The 3,704-nt window shown below is 68.6% G+C and carries 3 protein-coding genes; 2 read left to right on the top strand and 1 reads right to left on the bottom strand.

The genetic code is table 11. The features are described from left to right. The first annotated feature begins 243 nt into the window (after positions 1–243). Complete coding sequence (locus sphsw_RS16150; RefSeq protein ID WP_031395863.1) at positions 244–624, top strand: hypothetical protein; 381 nt, start codon at positions 244–246, stop codon at positions 622–624. 17 nt (positions 625–641) lie between these two features. On the opposite strand, the gene glpK is transcribed toward sphsw_RS16150, so the two are convergent. Then, the gene (glpK, locus tag sphsw_RS16145) at positions 642–2,135 is read right to left on the bottom strand and encodes a glycerol kinase GlpK (RefSeq protein ID WP_031441528.1); all 1,494 of its coding nucleotides are present in this window, start codon (positions 2,133–2,135) and stop codon (positions 642–644) included. A gap of 92 nt (positions 2,136–2,227) precedes the next feature. Here glpK and sphsw_RS16140 point away from each other — a divergent pair. Next, positions 2,228–3,704 (top strand): glycerol-3-phosphate dehydrogenase (locus tag sphsw_RS16140; protein ID WP_235188436.1); only part of this gene is annotated, 1,477 nt, incomplete at its 3' end.

Genomic DNA, 3,704 nt, shown 5'->3' with positions numbered 1-3,704 from the left:
CGGGTGACGTTACGGTTTTCAGGCCCGGTCGAAACCCTACCCGTCGGTACAAAAGGCGATTGACGCCCGCCTGCGCTTACTATACCGAGCGGTATCGAAGACGATCGGGGTCCAGGGATCCTGCTCCGGTCTTCACCTAACGATGATTTTGCTGCCGCCCCGAAGCGCTGCACCACAATTCGACCTGTTTCCCACGCGGCACCTTCGCCGCGTGCCCCTTTGTCCATCCGAAGAGACCCGACCATGGCCTATCTCGACCTCGACAACCTGTTCGCCGCCCCCGTCGCCAGCCGGCCGACGATCAGCGCCGCGCAGACCGAAGGCCGGGCCGGGTTCACGCAGCTCGAATGGCATGTCATCATGCTTGCGAAGCAAGACGGCCTGCGCAGCCTGGCGGTGCCGGGACGGCTGGACCGCGCGCTGCGGACGATCTTCGGCCTGTCCGAGCGCTCGCCGCTGGCCGACCCGCGGCTCGAGGCGCTGCGTCGGCTCTCGGTCCATGCGTGGCGCCACGGCTTCGCGCTGCCGGTCGCCGAGATCGAGCGGTTCCTCGCCGCCGGGTTCCATCGCGGCCAGATCGAAGTCCTGGTCCAGCGCGTGACGGGTCTGCGCGTCGCATCCTGAGGCGGCCCGGCCGATCGTCAGTCCGTACTGAGCGCCTTGCGTAACGCGGCGTGCCAGCCGGCGATCAGCGCGGCGCGGTCGTTCGTCGCCATGCGCGGCTCGAAACACGCCCCCCGCCGCCACGTCTGCGACAACGCATCGAGATCGGGCCAGACGCCGGTCGCCAGCCCCGCATGGAACGCTGCGCCAAGCGCGGTCGTCTCGAGATGCGTCGGCCGCTCGACCGGTGTCTCGAGCATGTCCGCGAGAAACTGACACAGCCAGTCGTTCGCCGCCATGCCGCCGTCGATCCTGAGCGTCGCGGGCGCCGCGCCGCCGTCCGCGACCATCGCCTGCGCCAGATCGAGCGTTTGATAGCCGACCGCCTCAAGCGCGGCGCGTGCGAGATGCGCGCCCGTCGCGCCCAGCGTCAGCCCGGTGATGAGCCCGCGCGCGTCGGGATCCCAGTGCGGCGCGCCCAGCCCGACAAAGGCGGGGACCATGTAGACGCCGTGGCTGTCGGGAACCTCGGTCGCCATGTCGTGCGTCTGGTGCGCGCTGGTGATCACGCCGAGCCCGTCGCGCAGCCACTTGACCGCCGCGCCGGCGACGAAGATCGATCCCTCCAGCGCATAGGTCATCTGCCCGTTCAGCCGATAGGCGGGCGTGGTCAGCAACCGGTGGTCGGACGCGATCGCCGTGTCACCGGTGTTGAGCAGCATGAAACATCCTGTTCCATAGGTCGACTTGACCATGCCGCGCGCGAAGCAGGCTTGGCCGAACAACGCCGCCTGCTGATCCCCCGCCATTCCCGCGATCGGAATCGGGACGTCGAACAACCCCGGTGCGGTCGTGCCGAACACATGGCTGTTGTCGTGCACCTCGGGCAGCACCGCCTGTGGCACGCGCAGCAATCTGCACAGCACATCGTCCCAGTCCTGCCGGCGAATGTCGTAGAGGAGCGTGCGCCCGGCATTGGTCACGTCGGTCGCATGCACCGCGCCGCCGGTGAGCCGCCACAGCAGAAAACAGTCGATCGTGCCAAAGGCGAGCTGCCCCTTGTCCGCGCGCGCACGCGCACCCGGCACGGTGTCGAGGATCCACGCGATCTTGGTCGCGGAGAAATAGGGATCGAGCAGCAAGCCGGTCTTGTCGCGGACCATCTGTTCCGCGCCCTCGGCCTTCAGGCTCTGACACACATCCGCGGTGCGGCGGTCCTGCCAGACGATCGCGGGGTAGATCGGCGTGCCCGTCGCGCGATCCCAGACGACGACGGTTTCGCGCTGGTTGGTGATGCCGATCGCCGCGATGTCGCGCGCGGGCACGCCGCCGCGCGCGATCGCCTCGCGCGCGGTCGCCAGCGTGTCGCGCCATATGTCCTCGGGGTCATGCTCGACCCAGCCGAGTCGCGGATAATGCTGCGCGAATTCGCGCTGCGCCGTCGCGACCGGTCTGGCCGTCGCATCGAACAGGATGCTGCGCGTCGATGTCGTACCCTGATCGATCGCGAGGACGTGCGTGGCTTGGCCCATGCGGCTCTCCTTTGCGACCGCTCTAGGCCGCCCCACCACCCCGCGTCGAGGCTAGCCACCGGTCGGCCCGCGGTGGTAAACGGGAGACGATGATGAAAACGCCCGCGAAATTCGACGTCGACCTGTTGATCGTCGGTGGCGGCATCAACGGCACCGGGATCGCGCGCGATGCCGCCGGGCGCGGACTGTCGGTCCTGCTGGTCGAGCAGGACGATCTGGCCAGCCATACCTCGTCGGCCAGCACCAAGCTGATCCATGGCGGGCTGCGCTATCTCGAATATGGCGAACTCCGGCTGGTGCGCGAGGCGCTGATCGAACGCGAGCGGCTGCTGGCGATCGCGCCGCACATCATCTGGCCGCTGCAGTTCGTCCTGCCGCAGACGCATTCGCCGCGTCCCGCCTGGATGGTCCGGCTCGGGCTGTTCCTCTACGACCATCTGGGCGGCCGCAAGATCCTGCCCGCGACGCGGACCGTGCGTCTCGACCGCGATCCGCTGGGCGACGGGCTGAAACCCGGCGCGACGCGCGCCTTCGTCTATTCGGATTGCTGGGTGGAGGACAGCCGGCTGGTCGTGCTCAACGCGCGCGATGCGGCCGAGCGCGGCGCGACGATCCTGACGCGCACCCGGCTGGTCGCGGCGACCCGACGGGACGGCGGCTGGTCCGCGACGATCGCCGATGCGCAGGGCGAGCGGACCGTCACCGCCCGCGTGCTCGTCAACGCGGCGGGACCCTGGGTCGCCGATGTCCTGGGCAAGATCCCCGATTCGCACCGCGACCGCGGGGTCCGGCTGATCAAGGGCAGCCACATCGTCGTCCCGCGCCTCTATGCGGGCGATCACGCCCTGCTGTTGCAGAACCCGGACAAGCGCGTCGTCTTCGCGATTCCCTATGAAGGTCGCTTCACGCTGATCGGCACCACCGACGAGGCCTGGCAGGGCGCCCCCGGCCCCGCGACGATCGACGCCGCCGAGACCGCCTATCTGTGCGACACCATCGACCGGTATTTCCAGCGTGGCATCACCCCCGCCGACATCGTCTGGAGCTATTCGGGGATCCGCCCGCTCTACGACGATCACGCGGCCAGTGCGTCGGCGGTGACACGCGACTATGTGCTAGATCTCGACGCCGCGGAGGATCGCGCCGCGATGGTGAGCATCTTCGGCGGCAAGATCACGACCTATCGCAAGCTCGCCGAGCACGCGATGATCCAGCTTGCCCCCTTCTTCCCCGATCGAAACACGGACCTGACAAAAAGCTGGACCGCGACGGTTGCGCTGCCCGGTGGCGATCTGCCCGAGAGCGATTTCGACCGGTATCTCGAAGCGCTGATCCGGGCGTACCCCGACCAGCCGACTGAACTGCTGCGCCGACTCGGCCGCGCCTACGGGACGCGGGTGGACCGGATCCTCGGTGCAGCGCGGACGACCACCGAGCTTGGCGAGGATTTCGGCGCGGGGCTTCATGCCGCCGAGATCGACTATCTCGTCGATCGGGAATGGGCGCGGTCGGCGGCCGATATCCTCTATCGCCGCAGCAAGCTCGGGCTGCACGTACCCGCCGACGCCG

The sequence above is a fragment of the Sphingomonas sp. FUKUSWIS1 genome, from assembly GCF_000733135.1.
Taxonomy (GTDB): domain Bacteria; phylum Pseudomonadota; class Alphaproteobacteria; order Sphingomonadales; family Sphingomonadaceae; genus Sphingomonas; species Sphingomonas aerolata.
The sequence above is the reverse complement of the archived record's forward strand: the minus strand, read 5'-3'. Positions and strand labels throughout refer to the sequence as shown.